Source organism: Cupriavidus sp. FW216-B1, assembly GCF_058789195.1.
The window spans coordinates 864,471-886,366 of record NZ_JBYTEL010000001.1 but is presented as its reverse complement, the minus strand read 5'-3'; the positions used below and the strand labels follow the sequence as shown (position 1 = coordinate 886,366).

The window sequence follows — 21,896 nt, the reverse complement described above, 5'->3', positions numbered from 1 at the left end:
CGCCACACCGGCCTCCCCGCGCCGCGTCCGCCTCCACCACCAGCCGCCGCCCAATCGCCATCCATTCGCCGCGTTTTATCTCGCCTCCCGCTCACGTTTCGTCACGCCTGTCCGTTATCCGTTCATGTCCAACGCTTCCCCCCTGGCCGGCGTGACCTTGCCGCGGCTTCGCTTGCCGCCGCTGCACACCGTGTTCCAGCCCATCGTTGCGTTCGGCACCGGCGAGATCCTCGGATACGAAGCGCTGGTGCGCGGCCCGACCGGCTCGCAACTGGCCATGCCCGATGCGCTGTTCCGCCTCGCCCGCAACGAGGACGACACCGTGCAGATCGAGCTGGAGGCGGCGCGCACGGCGTTGTCCTCCAGCGCCGCGCTCGCGCTGCCGGGCAGCCTGTTCCTGAATTTCAGCACGATGGCGCTGCGCTGCCTGCTGGCCGACGGCGGGCGCGCGATGAAGGCGCTGGTGGCCGGCAGCATCGACCCCGCGCGGGTGGTGATCGAGATCACCGAGCAGGCGCAGATCGAGCATGCCGAGCGCTTCGGGCAGGCGATGGGCGTGCTGCAGGAGCTGGGCATGCAGTACGCGCTGGACGACTTCGGCACCGGCCACGCCAACCTCGACCGCCTGATCCACCTGACGCCGCACTACGTCAAGCTGGACAAGTCGCTGGTGCGCGGCATCGGCACCAGCCCGCGGCGCCTGGAGATCGTGCGCACCATGCTGGCGCTGGCCAAGGCGCTCGGCTGCGCGGTCATTGCCGAAGGCATCGAGGATGCCGACGAGCTGGCCGTGCTGCGCGACCTCGGCGTGCCGTTCGGGCAGGGCTACTACCTGGGCCGGCCAGCGGCGCAGCCGGTCATGGCGGTCGCGCCGCAGGCGCGCCAGGCGCTGGGGTCCAAGCAGATCGCGGTGTTCCCGCAGACGGTGCGCTCGGCGCGCCCGGGCGTCACCGCGGGCAAGCTGATGCGGCCCGCGCCGGCGGTGCGCGCCGGCATCACCAACAACGCGCTGCTGGACCTGTTCCACGCGCGCCCCGGCCTGCACGCGGTGGCCGTGGTCAACGACGACGGCACGCCGCTGGCCATCGTCAACCGGCATTATTTCCTCGACCGCTTCACCGCGCCGTTCCACCGCGAGCTGTACGGCAAGAAGAACGGCATGAGCCTGGCCAGCCGCGCGCCGCTGTGCTTCGACAAGGGCGCCGGCATCGACGAGATGGCGCGCGCGCTCGCCGGCGAGGACCAGCGCCCGCTGGCCGACGGCTTCATCGTGACCGAGCAGGGACGCTACGCCGGGCTGGGCACCGGCGCGGACCTGATCCGCGCGGTCACGGAAATCCGCATGGAGGCGGCGCGCTATGCCAACCCGCTGACCTTCCTGCCCGGCAACATGCCGCTGAACCGCCATATCGACCGCCTGCTCGACGCCGGCGCCGAGTTCCACGCCTGCTATGTCGACCTCAACCATTTCAAGCCCTACAACGACCAGTACGGCTACTGGAAGGGCGACGAGATGCTCAAGGGCGCGGCTGCCCTGCTGGCGCAGGCGTGCGACCCCGCGCGCGACTTCCTCGGCCATGTCGGTGGCGACGACTTCCTGGTGCTGTACCAGAGTCCCGACTGGGAAACCCGCACGCGCACGGCCATCGCCGGTTTCAACCGCGCCGCGCGCGAGCTGTACACCAGCGCCGACCGCGAGGCCGGCGGCATCCACGGCGAGGACCGCCTCGGCCAGCAGACCTTTTTCCCGGCCGTGACGATGGCCGCCGGCGCGGTGCGCGTGGGACCGCTGCCGGCCGCCGGGCCCGCCGGCGGGCCCGGCCCGTGGCGGCTGGACAGCAGCCATATCGGCGCGGCCGCGGCCACCGCCAAGCGCGAGGCCAAGAAGGCCAGCAGCGGCTTCGTCGTGATCGACCTGCGCGAGCTGATGCGCGACGGGCGGCTCGGCGCCTGAGCGCGGCCGGCCCGGCGGCGCGCGCCTAGCCCCCGGCGCGCCGGTTGCGCCGGCTGACGCCGGCCGCGGTTTCCTCCAGGCGGTAGCCCTGCCCGTAGACCACCGAGAGGACCACGCCGTTGCCGGGGTGCAGCGCCAGCGTGCGGCGCAGGCGCGAGACCAGGTTGGCCAGCGCGCGCGAGCCCGGCGGCAGCGCGTAGCCCCAGATCGCGTGCTCGATCTGCGCGTGCGGCATCACCCGCCCGGCGCCCGAGAACAGCAGCGCGGCGAGGTCGAACTCCTTGGGCGTGAGTGCCACGCGCTGGCCGCGGAAGGCGGCGCGGCGCGACAGGCAGTCCAGCGTGTAGGGCCCCATCGCGATGGCGGGGCCGGGGGCCGCCTCGCGCGCGCCGGTGCGGCGGCGCAGCGCGTGCAGCCGCGCCACCAGCTCGCGCGCGCGCAGCGGGCGGATCATGTAGTCGTCGGCGCCCGCCTGCAGGGTGTTGACGACCGAGTCCTCGTCGCGCCGGTCGGACAGCACCATCACCGGCAGCTCGCCGCTCCACGCCGCGCGCACCGCGCGCACGGCCTGCACCGCCGGCATGTCGGCCAGTTCGTGGTCGATCAGCAGGACGTCGTAGCGCGAGCGGTCGATGCGCTGGAACAGGTCTTGGCTGGCATGGTACGTGTGGCAGTGCATGCCGGCGCGGAGCAGGGAATCCGACAGGGCCTCGGCCTGAACCGAGCGGTCCGCTAGCAGTGCGATCTTCATGGGGGAATGTCCAACTGGCGTTTGGGCAAATGGCGGGCGGGCGCGCGCATCCGCCGCCCGGCCAGACGGGCAGCCATGCGCTGGACCGGGATGGGCTGGGCCTGTCCCGCAAGGCGATGCGGGCAGCATAGTCCGCGCCGGGCCGGATATTGATCGGAGCTGTCCGCAAGCCCAGGCAGAGCATTCCCAAAATACCCGGCGACTCATCCTGTGCGGCGGGCGCGCCGGCGGACGCGGGCGCGCCCGCCGCAGCGCGCATACATGATTTGTCCGAAAGCGCCGCCCGACGTTATCCACAGGATGTGTGGATAAGCGGGGCCCGCGCGGGGCGCGCGGCCAATGGGGGCGGAAGGATGCCGGCCTGCCTAAATCTTGGGCAGTCGCGCGGCGAGGCAGCGCGGGCGCGGCGGCACCCGCCGGGCGGCGGGTGCGGTGGTGGTGCCAGTGCCGGCCGGGGCGGCCGGCAGGGTCAGAACGCCGAGATCGGCCGTCCCGTCAGCGGGTAGTTGGGATCGTTGTAGCCGTGCGTGGAGGCGTGGCCCGGGCGCACCAGGCTGTCCACCAGTGCTTCTTCGTCGGCCGACAGCGCCACGCCCACGGCGCCGAAATAGTCCTCGAACTGCGCCAGCGTGCGCGGCCCGGCGATCACCGAGCTGACGATGGGGTTGGCCAGCACCCAGGCCGTGGCGAACTGCCCGAGCTGGAGCCCGCGGCCCTCGGCATGCTGCTTGAGCGTCTGCGCGATGACCAGCGATTCCTCGCGGAACTCGGTTTCCATCATGCGGCGGTCGGCGCGGCCCGCGCGCGAATCCTGCGGCGGCTGCTGGCCGGGCAGGTACTTGCCGGTGAGTACGCCGCGCGCGATCGGGCTGTAGGGCACCACGCCCAGGCCGAAGTGCTGGCAGGCGGCCAGGATCTCCACTTCCGGCATGCGGTTGAGCAGGTTGTAGTAGGGCTGGCAGACCACCGGGCGCGGCACGCCGAGCCGGTCGCACAGCGCCGCGATCTCGGCGATGCGCCAGCCGCGGAAGTTGGACACGCCCCAGTAGCGGATCTTGCCGGCGCGGATCAGGTCGCCCATCGCGCGCACCGGCTCTTCCAGGTTCTCGCCGGGGAAGTCGCGGTGCAGGTAGAGGATGTCGAGGTAGTCGGTGCCCAGGCGGCGCAGGCTTTCCTCGGACTCGCGCAGGATCCAGGTGCGCGAGTAGTGCGAGCGGTTGGGCGCGGCGTCCATCGGGTTGCCGAGCTTGCTGGCCAGCACCCAGTCGTGGCGGTCGCCTGCCAGCAGGCGGCCGACCATGCGCTCGGAGGCGCCCTTGCTGTAGACGTCGGCGGTGTCGATGAAGTTGACGCCATGCGCGCGCGCGCTGTCGACGATGCGGCCGGCTTCGGCCTCGTCGGTCTGGTCGGCGAACATCATGGTGCCCAGGCACAGGGCCGATACCTTCAGGTTGCTGGCGCCCAGGCGCCGGTATTCCATCTTGAACTCTGACATTGCGGTCTTCCTTGACGATGCGGTACTGCGGCGGAACGAAAAGCGCTACAGCTTAACGCTAGTCGCGAAATTCTGCCGGGCCTATGCCAGAATGGCGGGCATTGCGATCCGCCGCCGCCAGGCGCTCTCCGACGGCCATGCCGAGTCCTTCCCTGATTGCCGTGATCGTGCTGGCCTTCCATGCGCTCGGCGTGCTCGCGGCCCTGCATGCGGTGATGACGGTGCGCACGGCGCCCGGCGCCATCGCGTGGGCCGGCTCGCTGGTGATGATGCCGTACTTCACGCTGGTGCCTTACCTGATCCTGGGCAGCAGCAACTTCGCCGGCTACGTCAACGCGCGCCGCTTCAACAACGACCGCCTGCGCGAGGTCACGCACGACATGGACCCCGGCGAGCGTGCCGCGCGCGACGCCTGCGTGGTGCACGCGCCCGAGCAGGCCTGCCTGCGCGCCTTGCCGCGCCTGACCGGCATGCCGTGCCTGGCCAACAACGCGGTGCGCCTGCTGGTCGACGGCGAAGACACCTTCGCGGCGATCTTCGCGGCCATCGCCGCCGCGCGCCAGGTGGTGATCGTGCAGTTCTTCATCGTCCACGACGACGCGCTCGGCCGGCGCCTGCAGGACCTGCTGTGCGAGCGCGCCGCGGCCGGCGTGAAGGTCTATTTCCTCTACGACAGCATCGGCTCGCACGCGCTGCCCGGGCACTACGTCAAGCGGCTGCTGGCCGGCGGCGTGGAGGCGCGCGCGTTCGCCACGCGGCGCGGCTTCGTCAACCGCTTCCAGCTCAATTTCCGCAACCACCGCAAGCTGGTGATCGTCGACGGCGCCCGCGCGTTTACCGGCGGCCACAACGTTGGCAACGAATACCTGGGCCTGAAGCCGCCGCTGGCGCCGTGGCGCGACACCCATATCGAGATTCGCGGCAGCGCCGTGCTGGACCTGCAGATGGTGTTCGCCGAGGACTGGTACTGGGCCGCGCGCGAGGTGCCGCTGCTGCTGCCGCCGCCGGCCGCGGCCGCCGGCGGCATGACTTGCCAGGTGGTGCCGTCCGGTCCGGCCGACGCGCAGGAGACCTGCTCGCTGTTCTTCGTCGAGGCGATCCAGTCGGCGCGCTGGCGCCTGTGGATCACCAGCCCGTACTTCGTGCCCGACGAGGCCGTGTTCGCGGTGCTGCGGCTGGCCGTGCTGCGCGGCGTGGACGTGCGCATCCTGCTGCCGGCGCGCCCGGACCACCTGGTGGTGTTCGCCGCCTCCACGCTGTACGCCTACCAGGCCGTGTGCGCGGGCGTGAAGATCTACCGCTACCAGCCGGGTTTCCTGCACCAGAAGGTGATCCTGATCGACGACGAGGCGGCCGCGGTGGGCAGCGCCAACCTGGACAACCGCTCGTTCCGCCTGAACTTCGAGCTGATGGTGATGACCGCGGACCGCGGCTTCGCCGCCGGCGTGGCCGCCATGCTCGAGACGGATTTCGCCCAGGCGCGCCGCATCGGGCCCGACGAATACCTGGGCGGGTCGCGCCTGCGGCGCGTGGCCATGCACGTGGCCACGCTGTTCGCGCCGATCCTGTAGCGCCGCCGCAGCACCGTCGCGCGGCGAGCGGCGGGCGCTCAGAGGTCGCCCTGCGTCGCCTGCGAGGCCACGGCGGTAGGCCAGTCGCGGCGCATGATGATGTAGGTGAAGGAGGTCGACCAGCCGATCAGGATCAGGCCCACCAGCGGCTCGATGCTGGCGATCAGCCGCGTCGCGCCGATCGGCGATATGTCGCCCAGGCTCTGCGTGGTGTAGGTCTCCAGCGAGAAGTAGATGTAGGTGATGGGCTGGACCGGCTGCGGCCCGCCCAGCCCGCCGAGGCCGAGCACGTGGCCGGCCACCCAGTAGCCCGCGCCGAACACGATGGCTTCCAGGCAGTGGGCCACGATGATGCACAGGATCAGCACGCCCACGTTGACGCGCCCGGACCAGCGGTGCGGGCTCATCGCCGAGAGCAGCCGCAGGGCCTCGTAGTGGATGACGACCACCATCACCGTGAGCACGCTGGCGCATAGCAGCGCCAGAAGATCGTGGGTGCTGAATTGCATCGGTCTGTCCTCGCGTTGCCAGTAGGCATAGTGACCGCCGCCGCGCCCGGTGCGTTCCGCCCGCGCGCGTATCCGTGCCGTCACGGACTGTCTGGAATGTAACGGCGGATCACGAGGATTGCCAGTACGCCGCATGGCGCGGCGCCGGACCGTGGCTAGTCGAACTCCACGTAGATCTCGCCGCGCGGGCCGTCATAGCCCAGGCGCGGCAGCTTGCCGTGCTCGCGGCTGGTGCGCGCCAGCGCGCGCAGCTCGGCCTGGCGGGCGGGCTCGCGCAGGTTGCGGCGCGCGCCGGTGCTGATTTCGGTCGGGCCGCACTGGGGGTTGCGGCAGCCGTACAGCACCCATTGCCCGTAACTGCCGCGGCGGATGCGGGTTTCTGCCGGCATGCCGCAGAGGGGGCAGGTATCTTGTTGTTTTGGGGTCATTGCGGGGGTTCCGCGCGCCGGGCGCATTGGCTCGATGGCATGGAATCCTGAGTCTGCGCAGTTTGGCGCCGCATTGCTTCCCCCCTGGCGAGGGGGGTGGTTTCGGGTGCGCGCCGCGCGCAGGACGCCGTCGGGCGGGAAGGGCGGTCCGGGAAGATGCGGACGAGGCGGCGCATGCGACCCGCCGGCCCCGGCGTGCGGCTTTAGCCGGCGCGGTAGCTGTCCAGGCGGTTGTAGAGCGTCTTGAGGCTGATGCCGAGCGACCGCGCCGCCTGGCGCTTGTCGCCCTCGTGGCGGGCCAGCGTGGCGAGGATGATCTCGCGCTGGGCGTCGGCCAGCGAGGTGCCGATGCGCACGTTGACCACGCCGTCCAGCGTGGACGGGCGCGGCGGCTGGCTGGCGATGTTCGGGTTGGCGATGTCGATCACGCGGTCGGCCAGGATGAAGGCCCGGTACACCGTGTTCTTGAGCTCGCGCACGTTGCCGGGCCAGCCGTAATGGCGCAGGCGCTCCACCGCGGTGGCGGAGAAGGTCTTGTCGGTGCCTTCGATGGCGTTGAACTCGGCCAGGAAGTGCCGGGCCAGCAGGGCGATGTCCTCGCCGCGCTCGCGCAGCGGCGGGATGTGCAGCGGGAACACGGCCAGCCGGTAGAGCAGGTCCTCGCGCAGCCGGCCGTCGCGCACGGCTTCGACGGGATCGCGGTTGGTGGCGGCGAGGATGCGCACGTCGCACGCGATCTGGGTGTCGCCGCCGACACGGTGGAAGGTGCGGGTCTCCAGCACGCGCAGCAGCTTGATCTGCATGTCGGGTGCCATTTCCGTGACTTCGTCGAGGAACAGCGTGCCGCCGCGCGCCTGCTCGAAATAACCGGCCTTCTGCTGCACGGCGCCGGTGAAGCCGCCTTTCTCGTGGCCGAACAGCTCGGACTCGATCAGCGCGGCCGGGATCGCGCCGCAGTTGACCGCCACGAACGGGCCGCCGCGGCGCGCGCCGCGCTCATGCACGGCGCGCGCGACCAGTTCCTTGCCGGTGCCGCTTTCGCCCACCGCCAGCATGGTCACTTCGGTGGCGGCCACGCGTTCGATCTGGGCCAGCAGGCGCCGCATGGCCGGCGACGCGCTCTGCCACAGCAGCGCCGCCGGCCCCGGGACCGCGACGCGCGGCCCGCCGTCCACCGGCGGTGCCGGGGCGCGGTCGGGGACGGGGGCGGCGGAAGTGTCGGGCTGGCTGCTTGGCATCGGCGGGGGCAGGGCGGCAATCTGGCCCAATGCTATCGCTTGCGGAAGCCCTAGGCCACCCTTTTGCGGCCAAAGTGCGAACTTGTTCGTCAAGGCGTGGCGTTGTCAGACAGACACCGGCATCGCCGCCCGCCACCCCCGCATAGAATGGTTCATACCCCGGTTTTCCCCCTTGGCGCCGTGACCTGCTCCGGCCCGGCCGCCGCCGTGCCGGCGGCGCCTCCCCGCGGCAGCCGCGCGCTGGCCGATGGCTCCCCTACGGACGATATGCCCCACATCCTGATCGTCGACGACGACGAAAACACCTGTGCCGCGCTGTCGGAAATCGTGGCGGCCGAGGGCTTCACCTCCGCCACCGCCGGCGACCTGCGCGAAGCCTGTCTGCAGGTCGGCTGGCAGATGCCCGACGCGGTGCTGGCCGACCTCAAGCTGCCCGACGGCAGCGGCATGGACCTGTTCGGCGAAGTCGGCACCGCCGGCGTGGAAGTGATCCTGATGACCGGCTACGCCAGCGTGGAGTCCGCCGTGGACGCGCTGCGCCTGGGCGCCACCGACTACCTCGTCAAGCCGATCAACGTCACGCGCCTGCGCACCATCCTCAAGCGCATCGCCACCACCGGCGACCTCAAGGCGGAGATCCACTCGCTGCGCGGCGAGCTGCGCCGCTATGGCCGCTTCGGCCGGCTGCTGGGCAGCTCGGAGGCGATGCAGGTGGTCTACGACCAGTTGAGCCGGGTCGCGCCGACCGAGGCCACCGTGCTGCTGGTCGGCGAAAGCGGCACCGGCAAGGAACTCGCCGCGCAGACCCTGCACGAACTCTCGGCGCGCCGGCGCCAGCCGTTCCTCGCGGTCAACTGCGGCGCGATCTCGCCCACGCTGATCGAGTCCGAGATGTTCGGCCACGAGCGCGGCAGCTTCACCGGCGCCGAGCGCCAGCACAAGGGCTATTTCGAGCGCGCCAACGGCGGCACGCTGTTCCTCGACGAAATCACCGAGATGCCGGTGGAGCTGCAGGTCAAGCTGCTGCGCGTGCTGGAGTCCGGCGCGTTCATGCGGGTCGGCACCCACCGCGAGCTGCATGCCGACGTGCGCGTGGTGGCCGCCACCAACCGCAATCCCGAGGAAGCGGTGGCCGAAGGCAAACTGCGCGCCGACCTCTACCACCGCCTCAACGTGTTCCCGGTCGAGCTGCCGCCGCTGCGCGCGCGCGGCGACGACGTGGTGCAGATCGCCAACACGCTGCTCGCGCAGATGAACGGCGAGCACGGCACGCAGCGCCGCTTCGCGCCCGAGCTGCTCGACAGCCTGCTGCTGCATGCGTGGCCCGGCAACGTGCGCGAGCTGCGCAACTTCGTGCAGCGCGCCTACATCATGGCCGACCACGACCTGATCGCCGACGCCCACGTGCCGCTGCAGATGGCGGCCACCACCTCGTCGGCCACGGCGATGGTGTCGGTGCCGGTCGGCATGTCGCTGGCCGAGGCGGACCGCCAGCTGATCTTCGCCACGCTGGAGCAATGCGCGGGCGTGAAGAAGCATGCCGCCGAGATCCTCGGCATCAGCCTGAAGACCCTCTACAACCGGCTGGAAGAATACGCCGCGCGCGGCGAGCTGCCCGAATCGCTGCGCGCCAACGGCAGCGGTGCGGTGCCGCCGGGCTAGTGCTGCTGCGGTAATGCAGACGCAGGCGGCATGCTTATTGCGTGATGGCAAGGGGGCGGGCATGCAGCCCGGAAATATCGATGTCGCAACCGCATTCTCCTTCCGACGGCGCCCGGGGCAACGACGGCGATGCGCACACGCACACGCCCCGCGAGGTCAGCAGCAGCGCCGAGGTGGCCGGCCTGATCGGACAGGTCGCGCACGACCTGCGCTCCGCGCTCAACGGCGTGCAGAGCTGGGCCTACGTGCTCGACCACACGCTGGACACGCCGCCGGCCAGTGCGCAGCGGGCGCTGGCCGGCATCCGCACCGGCATGCAGCAGCAGGTCGCGCTGATCGAGCACATGGAAGAAGCCGTGGCGCTGCTGGCCGACGAGAGCGCGCCGCAGTGGCAGCGCACCGACCTGGACGCGGCGCTGCGCGCGGCCATCGAGGCGGTGCGCCCGTTCGCGCAGACGCGCGGCGTGGACTTGCCCGATCCGCCCGGGGCAGCGCCCGCATCCGCGTCGGCATCCGCGCCGGTGGCCATCGACGCCGACCCGCGCCGCCTGCCGCCGCTGCTGCGGCACCTGCTGATCCACTGCGTCCGCCACGCGCGCACCGGCGATGCCGTCGAGGCCGCGCTCCATGCCGGAGCGGACCACGTCACGCTGCGCATCACCGAGAGCCGCCTGTCCAGCGAAACCCGCCGGCACGAGCGCATTGCCGTGCTGTCGGATTTCTTCCTGCGGCGCCCGCCGCCCGAAGGCGGCGCGGCGCGCGCGCGCCAGGGCACCGCGCTGATGCTGGTGCGGCGGCTGGTGGAAACCCACGGCGCGCGCATCGAGGCCGAAGGGGCGGGCGGCGGCCCGGACACCGGTTCGGTGTGTATCGCCGTGTGCTTTCCGGTGCAGGTCCCGCGCGCCTGAGCGGGCGCCGCGATCCCGTAGTTTTTACCGGTCGCGGCATAAACTGCACGGCGCCGCGCGGGCGCATGCAGCCGTTCAACATCCCGCTCGCCGCAGGCGGGCGCGGGGAGGAAACCAAGGCGTCTACCGTGCCCCGATCTCTTTCACGCCGACGGCCGCCCGCCCAGACTCCCGCCGCCATCGACGGCAATGACCTGCCCGGTCACGTAGGCCGCCGCCGGCGACAGCAGGAACGCGATCACCGACGCCACCTCTTCCGGCTGGCCGATCCGTCCCATCGGGATGGAGGCCAGCATGCGCCGCTCCTCCTCGCTGCCGGGCTGGCTTTTCTGCCGGAACAGCGCGGTCTCGGTCGGCCCGGGCGAGACCGCGTTCGAGGTGACGTTGAAGCGGGCGAACTCCAGCGCCCACGTGCGCGTGCATCCGACCAGCGCGCTCTTGGCCGCGGAATAGGCGGTCCTGTCCGCCGCGCCGCGGATGGCGCGGCTGCAGACGTTGACGATGCGCCCGCCGTTTGCCTCGAGCAGCGACGGCAGGCAGGCCTGCGTGACCTGGACGGCGGCGCGCAGGTTGGTGTCGAGCACCGTGGCCAGGCTGGAGAAGTCGAGCGTGGCGAGGCTCTGGGGCAGGGCGATGCCGGCGTTGTTGACCACGCCGGTGATGAAATGCCTGCGGTTGACGGCCGCCAGGACCTCCGCCGTGGCGGCGAGATCGGCAAGGTCGCAGGACCAGAAATCGCCGGGGAAATTCTCCGGCCGGGTGCGCGCGAGTCCGACGACCTGCTGTCCGCCGGCCGCCAGCATGTGGCTGAGGGCCAGGCCGATTCCCTTGGATGCGCCGGTGACGAGTATGGCTCGGGGGCGGGTTGTCATCGTGGTGCTTCCTCTCTTGGCAGGTTGGCGCGCTGGATGGCTTCTCCCCATTCGACCCGGCGCTTTCTCAGGTAGTTGTCCATGTCGGCGCCGTTCGCGCAGAGCGCGTCGGTGCCGCGGGTTTCCAGGACGTCGCGGAATTCCTTGTTCTTGCAGATGTCGAGCAGCGCGGCCTCCAGTCTGGCCATGACCGGCTTCGGCGTTCCCCTGGGCGCCGCCAGGCCGACCCACGAATCGGCATCGATGGAATGGAACCCGAGTTCCTTGAGGGTCGGGACCTCCGGGGTGTGCGGCCAGCGCGCGGGGCTCGCCGAGGCAAGCAGGCGCATCTTGCCGTCCTTCAGGTAGGGCACGATGTCCGGCGGGTTGCTGACGATCACCGCGACCTGGCCGCTGAGCAGGGCGTTCGATACCTCGGGGGCGGACTTGTAGGCAACGACCTCGAAGTGCGTGCCGAAGCGGTGGTTCATGTCGGCCAGGATCAGCGTGTTGAGCGCGGAGGACGAACCCATGAACACCCCGGGCCCGCTCTTGGCGGCCGCGATCAGTTGATCCATGGTCTTGTACGGCGACTTGCCCTGCACGGCGACGCCGTAGCGCGGCATCGCGAACGCGCCGGCATAGGCGAAGTCGTCGATCGTGAAGTTCACCGCCATCAGGTGCGGCAGCACGGCCATCGACGATCCGGTGACGATCGTCAGGTTGTATCCGTCGGGCGCCTGGCGCCTGGCCAGGTCCAGGGCCAGCGCGCCCTGCGCGCCGGGCCGGTTCATGATGACGACGGGCTGGCCGAGCGCCGTCTCGAGGCGCTGGGCGAAAGCGCGCGCGAGCAGGTCGATGTAGCCGCCGGCGCCATACATGACGGTCAGCGTCACGGGGCGGGCCGGCCACGCCTGCTGCGCCATCGCCGGCGCGGTCATCGACATCAGGATCGCTGCGAGGGCAGCCAGAAATCGCTTGCGGTTCATCCGGGGTTGTCTCCATGTCCCCGCCTGTGTGAAACGGCGGTGTTTGTGTTTGTTGTTGGCGAGGTCTGCACCGTGGGCAAAACGGTGTCGCGTGGAGTATAGAGGTCGACCCTGTTTAGATCAATAAGATTATCAATAATAATATCTTATGATTTGGCGCCGAGATCGTAGCCCTGGGGCGGGCAGCTTCGGGGGCAATGGCGCGGCAACGGGACGCATCGGTCCACGGCCGGTCCCGCCATGCGGCGCCGTCGAAAAGGCGGGATGGCAGGGCGACAGTCCTTACCCGCGCAGGCGCAAGGCCCGCGGTTCCTGCGCGGACCGCGCCCGCTGCGGCGGAGGCGGCGGCAGGTCGCCCGGCGGCGGGTCGCTGACCGGTGCCGGCGGGTCGGGGTCCGGCACCTCGGGCGGCGGGATCTCCGGCGCAGGCGGCGCGGGATCGGGTTCGGGCGTGATGTGGAGGCGCTGTGCCGTCATCGTTCTCTCCAGGTTCGTCGGCGGGGCCGCGCTCAGGCGGCCTCGTCCAGTTCTTCGAGGATCTTCGCCAGCGCTTCCAGGTCGACCGGCTTGACCAGATGGCGGTCGAAACCGGCCGCGCTGGTGCGCCGCAGGTCCGCCGGCTGGCTGTAGCCGGTCAGCGCCACCAGGCGCACGCGCCGCAGTTCGGGGATGGCGTGCAGCCGCCGCGCGATCTCGAAGCCGTCCATCGCCGGCATGCCGAGGTCCAGCAGGATCACGTCGGGCTGCGCCTTGACCGCGCGCACGATGGCGGCGGGGCCGTCGATGGCTGTCACCACGGTATGGCCCATCGCTTCGAGCGTGAGGGCCATCGCCTCGAGCGCGTCGATGTTGTCGTCCACCACCATCACCGTGCGCGGCGTGCCGGGCCGGGGGCGCGGCCGGCCGGCTTCCGGCTGCCAGCTCTGCCAGGGCTGGGCCGGCAGCGTGACCACGAAGGTGCAGCCCAGCGCGGCGCCAGCGCTCTGCGCATGCACCTCGCCGCCGTGCAGCTTGACCAGCTTCTGCACCAGCGACAGGCCGATGCCCATGCCTTCCTGGCCGCCCGCCGCGGCGGGCTTGTCGCCGTGATGCGCGGTGGCGGGGTCGAAGATGTCCAGCAGGGCCTGCGGCGAGAGGCCGGGGCCATTGTCCCGCACCTTGATGGTGAGCAGCTTGCCATCGCTGGCGACTTCGATCGCCAGCTGGCCGCCGGGCTGGGTGTAGCGCGCGGCGTTGTGCAGCAGGTTGCTGAAGATCTGCGTCAGCCGCACCAGGTCGCCGCGCACCGGCATCGGTCCCTCGGGCACGCTCAGGCGCAGCGTGTGGCCGCGCGAATCGATCAGCGGGCGCACGGCTTCCACCGCGGTGCCGAGCGCGGTGCGCAGCTCCACCACGTCGTCGCGCAGCACGATGCGGCCCTGCGTGAAGCGCGAGATGTCGAGCAGGTCGTCCACCAGGCGCGTGAGGTGGTGCAACTGGCGGGCGATGATGTCGCGCGCCTTGAAGGTGTCCTCGCGCGTCGGCGCGCAGCGCATCAGCAGGTCGGCCGCGCTGCGCATCGGCGCGAGCGGGTTGCGCAGCTCGTGGGCGAGCATGGCGAGGAAATCGTCCTTGCGCCGGTCTTCTTCCAACAGCATGCGCTCGGCGCGCTTTTGCCGCGTGATGTCCTGGTAGATGCCGGCCACGCGGTAGAACCTGCCGGCCGCGTCGGAGACCGGAAACGCGCGCGCGCGCACCTCGCGCGTCTCGCCGTCGCCGCGCACGAGCTGGAACTCGGCGTCCATGTGGCCGCTTGCCATCATCGTGTCGAGCGCGGCGGCCATGCGCGCGCGCTCGGCGGGCGCCACCCAGTCCAGCCAGCGGCCGGGATTGTGCCTGAACTCGTCGAGCGGCCGGTCCCACAACCGGGTGAAGGCGGGGCTGACGAACAGGAACTCGCCGCCGGCGGGATCGAGTATCCACAGCACGTCGGACAGGTTCTCGGCAAGCTGGCGCAGCAGTTCCTCGCTCTCGCGCAGCGCCTGCGAGGTGTGGCGCGCGGATTCCTCGGCGCGGCGCATGCGCAGCAGTGCGTTGATGCTGGAGACCAGCTCCTCGGCTTCCACCGGCTCGATCAGGAAGCTGTCCGCGCCGCCGTCGAGCGCCTGCACGCGGTGGCGCGACTCGGTCAGCGCGGCCGAGGTCTGCAGCACCAGCGTGCCGGCGGTGCCGGGGTCGCTCTTGATCAGGCGGCACACTTCGAGGCCGTCGATGTCGGGCAGCTTGACGTCGAGCAGCACCAGGTCCGGCGCGTGCTGGCGCACCAGCGACAGCGCGGCGTGCCCGCTGGCCGCCTCCAGCACGGCGAAGCCCGCGCGCTGCAGGATGCGGCCCTTGACGTAGCGCGGCCCGTCGCTGTCGTCGACGTTGAGGATCAGGGGCCGCGCGGCGGCGTGGGGGCGTGATGATGTGTTCATGGCGTGTTCATGGCGAACTCAGCGATAGCAGGCATCGGATGGCGCGGCTGGACCGTCCCGTTCTGCCGGCAACGGGTCCGTCTCGTTTGTAAGAACTACCGGGAAGCCCGGACCTCGACCGGTAGCTTCTGCATGCGGCGTGGGCGCCACGGTTTCCCCCTCGGATGCCGGTCCCGGCGATGGCCGCCGGCCGGCAATGGTTTGCGGCGGCGGGCGCGGCCGGGCCGGTTTTTCCGCCGGCGCGGCGCGCGGCCCGCACCGGGGACGAGGGGCAAGAGCCGTGCCCGTGCGCGGGACCGTGGCCGCGGAGCAGTCCCGCGCGGGCGGGCCGCGCATCGTCCCGGTCCGGCAACGGACGGGTGCCGGCATGCTTGCCGCGGCGTGCGGGAAAGTGAAACCGGCCAGACTTCCGGCCCGTTCCGCGCCGTGCTGGCAGACCGCCGGACGCCGGTGCCGGCCGCGGCTCTCCAGCGATGGGAGCGCGCTCGTGCTACCTTAGCGGGCTGGATGCTGCCAAAGCGCGCCGCCTTGCCCTGCCAGGCCAGCACCGGCGCCAATACCGACTGACATGAATGACACAGAAATCGAGCTGATCGGCTCGGCCCGCTTGCCGACACGTTTCGGCAAATTCACCGCCACCGCCTTCAAGGGCGCGGTCTCGGGCATCGAACACCTGGCGCTGAGCGTGGGCGACATCGCCGGCGAAGCCGTGCTGACGCGCCTGCACTCCGAGTGCCTGACCGGCGACGTGTTCGGCTCCTGCCGCTGCGACTGCGGCGAGCAGCTGGAGCTCGCCATGAAGAAGATCGCCGAGGAAGGGCGCGGCATCCTGCTGTATCTGCGCGGCCAGGAAGGGCGCGGCATCGGCCTGGGCCACAAGATCCGCGCCTACGCGCTGCAGGACCAGGGGCTGGACACGGTGGACGCCAACCTGGCGCTGGGCCAGGAAATCGACGCCCGCAACTACGCCTTCGCCGCCGACCTGCTGCACCAGTGGGGCGTGAAGTCGATCCGGCTGATGAGCAACAACCCCAAGAAAAAGCAGGCGCTGGAAGCCGCCGGCATCACGGTGGTGGAGCAGATGCGCCATGTCATCCCGTCCAACGCCGAGAACGAAAAATACCTCGCCACCAAGCGCGTGCGGATGGGGCATCTGCTGGACTGAGCGCGCCACCGCGCCACGGCCGGCGCGATGCGTAAAAGCCACGAAAGACGCACAAAACTGGCCGGCATGTCCGGCTCTCCAGATACACTCGTGTCTCGACGCCATCATCAGCCGGTTTTGAACATGCTTGCCCAGATTCAACGCAGTTGCGGTGAAAGTGCGGTGCGCCTGCGCCGGGTGCTTGCCAGGGAAGTCCACCTCGACGTGCGCCAGCCGGCGCAGATCAAGCGCATCCGCCTGCTGGGCTGGCTGGCCTTCATCGGCTTCCCGGTGTTCTACGCGGTGTGGACGTTCGGCTTCCCCCAGCCCTACGAAAGCCTGGTGCTGCGGCTGGTGGCCATGCTCATGTGCCTGCCGCTGCTGGTCACGCGCGACCTGCGCGAGCGCAAGTGGCTGCCGGCGTATTTCCTGTTCACGCTGACCTACTGCCTGTCGTTCTTCTTCGTTTATCTGTACCTGATGAACCACGGCAACCTGGTGTGGTCGCAGTCGCTGGTGATCGCCGTGATCATCCTGTTCAACTTCAGCGGCTGGGTGGGCGGCGCGGCCTCGCTGGTGGTGGGCACGGCGGCGGCATGGCTGGTCTATACCTACGTGACGCCGCCGCCGGCCGGGCTGCTGGAGGTCAACTGGCCGGTGGAGCTGCCCATCATCGGCTTCACCATCTGCACGATCGCCGTGCTGAAGATCGACCAGCGCATCCTGATCCAGGAAAAGCTCGACGGCATGGCCATCGCGCTGGGCACGGTGGCCCACGAGCTGCGCACGCCCATCCGCAGCATCGGCTCGACGGCGCTGGGCATGGGCCGCTACCTGCCGGGCCTGATCCGCTTCTATGAAGAGAACGAGACGCCCGAGAACTCGCTCAACCTGCCGCGCGCGCACTTTGGCCTGATGAAGGACGCGCTGCCGCGCATCCAGCTGGAGGTGGAGCGCATGAACCACGGCATCGACGTGCTGCTGGTCAACGCGCGCGGCGGCGCCGACCGCGAGCCCGGCGAGCCGTTTCCGCTCGGCGCGGCCGTGCGCGAAGCGCTGGCGCGCTACCCGTTCGAGGCCGGGCAGCGGGAGTGGGTCCATGCCGATCTCGACGATGATTTCCTGGTGCGGGCCGAGCAGAAGCTGCTGGTGATGGTGCTGTTCAACCTCATCAAGAACGCGCTGCACGCGCTGGCCCGCGCCGGGCACGGCGAGATCCGCCTGCGCCTGGAGCGCGGCCCCCGGCGCAACCGGCTGGTGTTCCGCGACACCGGCACCGGCATTCCCGAGCGCGAGCTGGGGGCGATCTTCAGGCGCTTCCACACCTATCCGCGCAACGAGGGCACCGGCATCGGGCTGGCCTTCTGCAAGGAAACCATCGAGGCGTGGGGCGGGCGCATCCACTGCGATTCGGTCGAGCACGAGTACACCGAGTTCGTGCTGGAGTTCCCGCCAGCCACGCCGCGGCGCGAGGCCGCGGCGGCGGAGTGACCCGCGCGGTCAGACCACGCGATCAGGCCGCGCTGTCCGCCACTTCCAGCACGCCGCCGTCCACGGGCTGCCGCGGCGCGGCCTGGCGCGCCACCGGCGCGCGCTGCCGGCGCTGGCTGGAGCGCCAGCTGGCCAGGCCCACTTCGTCGCGGATCTCCGCGCATACCTGGATCAGCCGGTCGGTTTCCACGGCGGTCAGGCAGGCGTTCATGGTCAGCCGCATCAGCGCGCGGTCGCGCGCCGTGGCCGGCGCGCAGAACACCGCGCCGAAGATGCCGCGCGACTGCAGCGCGTCGCGCAGCACCAGCGTCTGCTCCTCGGTGCCCGACTCCAGCGCGATGATCTGCTCCGACCCCGCCGACACGTTGTAGCCAAGCCCGGCCAGCGCGCCGCGCACGTAGGCGGAAATGGCGTGCAGGCGGGCGCGGCGGGCGTCGGCCCTGGCGATGAAATCCGCCGCGGCGTCGAACCAGGCCAGCTCGTGATGCAGCAGCCCCGAACTGAAGATCGCGGGGCGCGACTCCGCGGCAAAGTAGCCCTTGAACGAGGCCGGGCACGTGACCAGCCCGGCGCGCCCGCCGAAGGCCTTGGCCAGGCTGGTGGTCTGGAAATGGACGCGGCCCGACAGCCCCAGCGCGGCCACCAGGCCGGCGCCGCCGGGGCCGTGCGTGCCGAGCGAGTGGGATTCGTCGACCACGATCACGCTGCCGGTGCGCTCCGCCACCTCGACGAAATCGGCCAGCGGGCACAGGCTGCCGTTGGTGCTGTAGACCGAGTCCACCACCAGCACGCCGGGGCCTTCCTTGCGGATCTGGCGCTCGGCGTGCTCGGCGTCGTTATGCATGAACGGCACCGCGCGCGCGCGCGCCGCGTGGGCGCCTTCCCACAGCGACATATGCGCGAGCATGTCGAGATAGACCGGCGTGCGCTCGCTGGCGATGCTCTGCAGCAGGCCCACGTTGGCGGCCCAGCCCGACTGGCACAGGATGCTGGCCTCGGCGCCGGCGAAGGCGGCCAGCTTGCGCTCGAGCCGGCTGGTCGGGTTGTCGCCGTACTGGAACACGGCCGACATCAGCAGCTCGCTGCCCGGCCCGCGCATGGCGGCGGTCTGGGCCATGACCAGCTCCTGCTCGCCCAGCAGGCTCAGATAGTCGTTGCTGGAAAAATGCACCGCGTCGGGTCCCGGCTGGCGGCCGTGCAGCAGGTGGCTGCCGCCCCAGCGCTTCTGCACCCGCTCGACCTCGTGCCCCGCCACGCGCGAGGTGATGAAGTCGGGCCATGCCGCGGCCGAAGGTGCCGGTGTGGCCGCCGCCTGACCCGCTGCACGACCCCGTTCCAGACAACCCGTATCCATTCTGTTCATTACATTCCCCTTGGAATCACTCCGACGAAAATGCCGGCCGAGGCGACAGGGTTGCCAGGCGGCCGGCGAACGTCGCCGCAACGCGAGCGCGGTCCGCATCCATTGTTTGCAACGTATGGGATGGAGGGAACGGACTGCCCGAGACTGATCGCGTGTTGCGCCGACAAGCTATTCTGCCGTGTGGACGGGGAATTCTCCCGCCCGCTTGTCAGCACTTGTGACGCCGGGATCGCAGGGAAGTGGCTGTAAAGCCACAGAATGATGCGCGCAGGCGCCTCGGTGCCGTCGACGCCGGCGCCAGCGGCGTTTCGGCGCAGCGCGCCGCCGCCATGACGGCGGCGCCTTCAGGCCATCGCGCGCGCGGCATCGACCGCCAGCGCCGCGCCGCTGGCCTTGCCGCGCCCGCCATTCATGCCGGCAGGAACAAGCCGGCCGGCGCGCGCTGTAGGCGTGCGCCGACAGCGTTTCCGGGGGCCACCCTACAGCGGGGGCCGCCCGGCTTCCATATCGTGAAGAGGTGGCGCGGGGCGGCATGCATCGGTGTCCCGGTGTCCCGCCGCGGGCCAGCGTGACCGGTATGTCGTCTTCACGGCGTCATTCCTCTGTCGAACACGAATCCTTTCAAGGAGCTGACATGGCTGACAAGAACGTTTCCGTACTCAATGACCTCATCGAGGTGTCGCGCGACGGCGAGCAAGGTTTCCGCAAGGCCGCGGAAGACGCGCAGAACCCGGAGCTGAAGTCGCTGTTCTCCAGCCGCGCGAGCGAGATCGCCGCCGCGGTGGACGAGCTGCAGGTGCAGGTGGCGGCGCTGGGGGGCAAGCCGGAGGACCACGGCAGCGTGTCCGGCGCGCTGCATCGCGGCTGGATCAGCCTGCGCACCGCGGTGGCCGACCGCAACGACCTCGCCATCCTCGAAGAAACCGAGAAGGGCGAGGACGTGGCCAAGAAGAAGTACGCGGATGCGCTGCAGGAAAGCGAACTGAGCTTCGACATCCGCGCGCTGATCGAGCGCCAGTACCAGGGCGTGCTGCGCAACCACGACCTGATCCGCGACCTGCGCAACCGCTATCGCGCGGCCTGAGCGGACCTGTCCGCGCCAGGCGCGGCGGCGGCCCGGCCGGACGGCGAGCGAGTGCCGCCGCTCCGGCCGGCCGGAGCCGTCTGGCATCCCGCCGCAAAGCCCCCTAAGATCAAGATACATCCACCTCGTCCAGGACCAGGCCATGACCAAGCCCGCCGCGCCCAAGCCGCCAGCGCCGCCCCATCCCGCCACGCCGGCACCCGGCGAGGACCAGCAGGAAGACGACCTGGACGAAGCGCTGCGCGAAACCTTCCCCGCCAGCGACCCGATCGCCGTGGACCCCGACCGGCCCGACAAATAAGGCCGCGCTCGAATAAGGCCGCGCTCAGGCCAGCTGCCGTAGCTGGCCGATGACCTTCATCAGTTGCCCGTGGGCGACGATCACGCCCGACTCGTCCTGCAAGGCCTGCTGGTAGCGCTCGCGGAAGGCGGGCTCGCTCTGCGGGCCGAACAGCTTCTCGGCGGCGGCGGCCACGGCGCGGCAGGTCTGGTCGTGGTGCTCGGGAGCCTCCAGCTCTTCGTCGATCTCGATGATCAGCCGCGAGAGCGGGTCCAGCCAGCGGAAATACGGCTCCTCGGTCACTATCTGCACGAACAGCCCGGCCGGGATCGGGCCATACAGGCGCTCGTACTCGGCGCGGCTGAGCATGATCAGTTCCTTGTGCGCCTTGAGCAGCGCGGCGCGCAACGCGCGCAGCCCGCTGCGGCGGTCCTCCTGCCTGGCGAGGAATTGTTCGTTCTGCATATCCCTTCTCCCTGTTCTTGTCGCGCGGCGCGCTCGCCTGCCAGTATAGGCAGTGCCGTCCGGGCGGCGGGAGCGCAGGTAGCGCGGCGCGGCGGGACCGGGGCGGCCGCCCGGCGGGTGCGTTCCCCGCCCGCGGCAGCCGCCCGGCGGATCAGTGCTGCCCGGCCTTGCGCAGGGCCTTGTTGGCGTACATGGCGGCGTCGGCCTCGGCCAGCAGCGCGGCCACGTCGCCGTGCCGCGCCGGGGCGAGCGCGATCGCGCCCACGCTGAACTCGATGTCGTAGCCGCGCGCGGCGCGGCGGTTGTGCGACGCCACGCCGGTGCGCAGGCGCGCCAGCGCGTGGGCGCTGGCCGTGGCATCGGTGCCGGTCAGCAGCGCGACGAACTCGTCGCCGCCCAGCCGCCCGATCACGTCGGAGTCGCGCAGCGCGCGGCGCAGCTCGGTGGCGAAGGCCGCCAGCGCGTAGTCGCCCTCGGCATGGCCGAAACGGTCGTTGACGCTCTTGAAGTCGTCCATGTCGAAGAACAGCAGCGTGGCCGGCTTGCCCAGCCGTTTGCAGACATCGAGCGTGTGCTGCGCCAGCGCGGAGAAGCCGCGGCGGTTCGACAACTGCGTGAGCTCGTCGGTGGTGGCCAGTTGCAGCGCCGCCAGCTCGTGCTCGGCCATGCTCGCCAGGTCGCGCAGCAGGGCGCGGTCGTCGTCGCCGAAGTGGCGCGGCTGCATGTCGATCAGGCACAAGGTGCCGAGCTTGCAGCCGCCCGCCGCCGACAGCGGGCAGCCGGCGTAGAAGCGGATGCCCGGGTCGTCCGTGACCAGCGGGTTGTCGTGGAAGCGCTCGTCGAGCAGCGCGTCGGACACGGTCAGGATGTCGTCGTCGAGGATGGCGTGCCCGCAGAACGAGATGTCGCGCGAGGTCTGGGTGGCCGACATGCCCATGCAGGACTTGAACCACTGGCGGTTGGCGTCGACCAGCGTGACCATCGCGATGGGCACGCCGAACAGGCGCCGCGCCAGCCGCGTCAGGCGGTCGAAGCGTTCCTCGGCGGCGGTGTCGAGCAGGTTGAGGGACCGCAATGTCTGCAGGCGGGTCGTTTCATCGGCGGGAATCGAAGGTACCTTCATGAGGTTTCGGCGACGGAAGTGGGGGCTGGCGGCATGCCGCATGCAGTGATAACGGCGCAATCGGCGCGAAATGTATGCCGGCCGCTTCGATCGCCCGCGTCATCGCGCACGCCCATCTCCTTGCCCGAAGGCCG

At 70.6% G+C, this 21,896-nt stretch carries 20 protein-coding genes; 8 read left to right on the top strand and 12 right to left on the bottom strand.

Features of this window, described 5'->3' with window-relative positions:
* Positions 1–124: 124 nt before the first annotated feature.
* Positions 125–1,954, top strand: coding sequence for an EAL domain-containing protein (locus AC3WXD_RS03800; protein WP_492323071.1), 1,830 nt, complete (start codon positions 125–127; stop codon positions 1,952–1,954).
* A 25-nt stretch (positions 1,955–1,979) separates the two neighbouring features.
* On the opposite strand, the gene AC3WXD_RS03795 is transcribed toward AC3WXD_RS03800, so the two are convergent.
* Together AC3WXD_RS03795 and AC3WXD_RS03790 are read right to left on the bottom strand one after the other, a co-directional pair.
* On the bottom strand, positions 1,980–2,705 hold the full coding sequence (locus AC3WXD_RS03795) for a response regulator transcription factor (protein ID WP_492323070.1): 726 nt from the start codon (positions 2,703–2,705) through the stop codon (positions 1,980–1,982).
* Between the two features lie 469 nt (positions 2,706–3,174).
* Positions 3,175–4,200: an aldo/keto reductase gene (locus AC3WXD_RS03790; protein WP_492323069.1), complete on the bottom strand. Its 1,026-nt coding sequence runs from the start codon at positions 4,198–4,200 to the stop codon at positions 3,175–3,177.
* A gap of 137 nt (positions 4,201–4,337) precedes the next feature.
* Here AC3WXD_RS03790 and cls point away from each other — a divergent pair, with 137 nt between their 5' ends.
* Positions 4,338–5,771: a cardiolipin synthase gene (gene cls / locus AC3WXD_RS03785; protein ID WP_492323068.1), complete on the top strand. Its 1,434-nt coding sequence runs from the start codon at positions 4,338–4,340 to the stop codon at positions 5,769–5,771.
* A 38-nt stretch (positions 5,772–5,809) separates the two neighbouring features.
* On the opposite strand, the gene AC3WXD_RS03780 is transcribed toward cls, so the two are convergent.
* The 3 genes from AC3WXD_RS03780 to AC3WXD_RS03770 all read right to left on the bottom strand — a co-directional run bounded on the left by AC3WXD_RS03780 (position 5,810) and on the right by AC3WXD_RS03770 (position 7,946).
* On the bottom strand, positions 5,810–6,280 hold the full coding sequence (locus AC3WXD_RS03780; protein ID WP_454733310.1) for an ion channel: 471 nt from the start codon (positions 6,278–6,280) through the stop codon (positions 5,810–5,812).
* Positions 6,281–6,435: 155 nt separating this feature from the next.
* Positions 6,436–6,708, bottom strand: coding sequence for a hypothetical protein (locus tag AC3WXD_RS03775; protein WP_059411627.1), 273 nt, complete (start codon positions 6,706–6,708; stop codon positions 6,436–6,438).
* 203 nt (positions 6,709–6,911) lie between these two features.
* Positions 6,912–7,946 (bottom strand): sigma-54 interaction domain-containing protein, encoded by a 1,035-nt coding sequence (locus AC3WXD_RS03770; protein WP_454733309.1) that lies wholly within the window; start codon positions 7,944–7,946, stop codon positions 6,912–6,914.
* Between the two features lie 267 nt (positions 7,947–8,213).
* Here AC3WXD_RS03770 and AC3WXD_RS03765 point away from each other — a divergent pair, with 267 nt between their 5' ends.
* Positions 8,214–9,608: a sigma-54-dependent transcriptional regulator gene (locus AC3WXD_RS03765; protein ID WP_059411628.1), complete on the top strand. Its 1,395-nt coding sequence runs from the start codon at positions 8,214–8,216 to the stop codon at positions 9,606–9,608.
* 80 nt (positions 9,609–9,688) lie between these two features.
* Positions 9,689–10,516 carry a histidine kinase gene (locus AC3WXD_RS03760; protein WP_492323067.1) on the top strand — a complete coding sequence of 276 codons (828 nt, stop codon included), beginning with the start codon at positions 9,689–9,691 and terminating at the stop codon, positions 10,514–10,516.
* A gap of 143 nt (positions 10,517–10,659) precedes the next feature.
* Here AC3WXD_RS03760 and AC3WXD_RS03755 read toward each other — a convergent pair whose 3' ends face one another.
* The 4 genes from AC3WXD_RS03755 to AC3WXD_RS03740 all read right to left on the bottom strand — a co-directional run bounded on the left by AC3WXD_RS03755 (position 10,660) and on the right by AC3WXD_RS03740 (position 14,812).
* Positions 10,660–11,388, bottom strand: a complete 729-nt coding sequence (locus tag AC3WXD_RS03755; protein WP_492323066.1) for an SDR family oxidoreductase — start codon at positions 11,386–11,388, stop codon at positions 10,660–10,662.
* Positions 11,385–12,356 carry a Bug family tripartite tricarboxylate transporter substrate binding protein gene (locus AC3WXD_RS03750; RefSeq protein WP_492323065.1) on the bottom strand — a complete coding sequence of 324 codons (972 nt, stop codon included), beginning with the start codon at positions 12,354–12,356 and terminating at the stop codon, positions 11,385–11,387. Before AC3WXD_RS03750 ends, AC3WXD_RS03755 begins: the two co-directional genes overlap by 4 nt.
* Positions 12,357–12,638: 282 nt before the next feature.
* A complete protein-coding gene (locus tag AC3WXD_RS03745; RefSeq protein WP_492323064.1) occupies positions 12,639–12,833 on the bottom strand; it encodes a hypothetical protein in 195 nt (64 codons plus the stop codon).
* Positions 12,834–12,865: 32 nt separating this feature from the next.
* A complete protein-coding gene (locus AC3WXD_RS03740; RefSeq protein WP_492323063.1) occupies positions 12,866–14,812 on the bottom strand; it encodes a hybrid sensor histidine kinase/response regulator in 1,947 nt (648 codons plus the stop codon).
* Positions 14,813–15,380: 568 nt separating this feature from the next.
* Here AC3WXD_RS03740 and ribA point away from each other — a divergent pair.
* Both ribA and AC3WXD_RS03730 read left to right on the top strand, forming a co-directional pair.
* Positions 15,381–15,977, top strand: a complete 597-nt coding sequence (ribA, locus tag AC3WXD_RS03735) for a GTP cyclohydrolase II (protein ID WP_059411634.1) — start codon at positions 15,381–15,383, stop codon at positions 15,975–15,977.
* 123 nt (positions 15,978–16,100) lie between these two features.
* Positions 16,101–17,447 (top strand): sensor histidine kinase, encoded by a 1,347-nt coding sequence (locus AC3WXD_RS03730; protein ID WP_492323062.1) that lies wholly within the window; start codon positions 16,101–16,103, stop codon positions 17,445–17,447.
* Positions 17,448–17,469: 22 nt separating this feature from the next.
* On the opposite strand, the gene cqsA is transcribed toward AC3WXD_RS03730, so the two are convergent.
* The gene (gene cqsA, locus AC3WXD_RS03725) at positions 17,470–18,810 is read right to left on the bottom strand and encodes an alpha-hydroxyketone-type quorum-sensing autoinducer synthase (protein ID WP_492323061.1); all 1,341 of its coding nucleotides are present in this window, start codon (positions 18,808–18,810) and stop codon (positions 17,470–17,472) included.
* A gap of 634 nt (positions 18,811–19,444) precedes the next feature.
* Here cqsA and AC3WXD_RS03720 point away from each other — a divergent pair.
* Together AC3WXD_RS03720 and AC3WXD_RS03715 are read left to right on the top strand one after the other, a co-directional pair.
* Positions 19,445–19,894, top strand: coding sequence for a PA2169 family four-helix-bundle protein (locus AC3WXD_RS03720; RefSeq protein WP_059411637.1), 450 nt, complete (start codon positions 19,445–19,447; stop codon positions 19,892–19,894).
* A gap of 142 nt (positions 19,895–20,036) precedes the next feature.
* Positions 20,037–20,195, top strand: coding sequence for a hypothetical protein (locus tag AC3WXD_RS03715; protein ID WP_156173771.1), 159 nt, complete (start codon positions 20,037–20,039; stop codon positions 20,193–20,195).
* Positions 20,196–20,219: 24 nt separating this feature from the next.
* On the opposite strand, the gene AC3WXD_RS03710 is transcribed toward AC3WXD_RS03715, so the two are convergent.
* Together AC3WXD_RS03710 and AC3WXD_RS03705 are read right to left on the bottom strand one after the other, a co-directional pair.
* Entirely contained in the window at positions 20,220–20,639 is a 420-nt protein-coding gene (locus AC3WXD_RS03710; protein WP_059411638.1) for a hypothetical protein, read from the bottom strand.
* A gap of 151 nt (positions 20,640–20,790) precedes the next feature.
* A complete protein-coding gene (locus AC3WXD_RS03705) occupies positions 20,791–21,762 on the bottom strand; it encodes a GGDEF domain-containing protein (RefSeq protein WP_492323060.1) in 972 nt (323 codons plus the stop codon).
* Positions 21,763–21,896: the final 134 nt, after the last annotated feature.